The sequence below is a fragment of the Pseudomonas sp. DE0010 genome, assembly GCF_007680745.1.
Classification (GTDB): domain Bacteria; phylum Pseudomonadota; class Gammaproteobacteria; order Pseudomonadales; family Pseudomonadaceae; genus Aquipseudomonas; species Aquipseudomonas parafulva_B.
The window spans coordinates 1-259 of record NZ_VEJQ01000233.1; the positions used below are offsets into that span (position 1 = coordinate 1).

Annotated in this window: 1 protein-coding gene; it reads left to right on the top strand. The window is 64.1% G+C overall.

What is annotated here, in order from left to right:
- On the top strand, nt 1–259 hold a 259-nt coding region (locus FS767_RS22365), incomplete at both ends, for an aldehyde dehydrogenase family protein (RefSeq protein WP_144968263.1).

Sequence of the window (259 nt, forward strand, 5' to 3'; positions counted from 1 at the left end):
GTCGACAAGCTGGCCTTTACCGGCAGCGTGCCGACCGGCAGCCGGATCATGCAGGCCGCCGCGCGCGACATCAAAAACATCAGCCTGGAGCTGGGCGGCAAATCGCCCTTCGTCATCTTCGCTGACGCCGACCTCGGCGCGGCCGTCGAATGGATCCTGTTCGGCATCTTCTGGAACCAAGGCGAAGTCTGTTCGGCCACCTCGCGCGTCTTGGTGCAGCGGGATCTCTATGAACCCCTGCTGGAACGTCTGGCCCAGG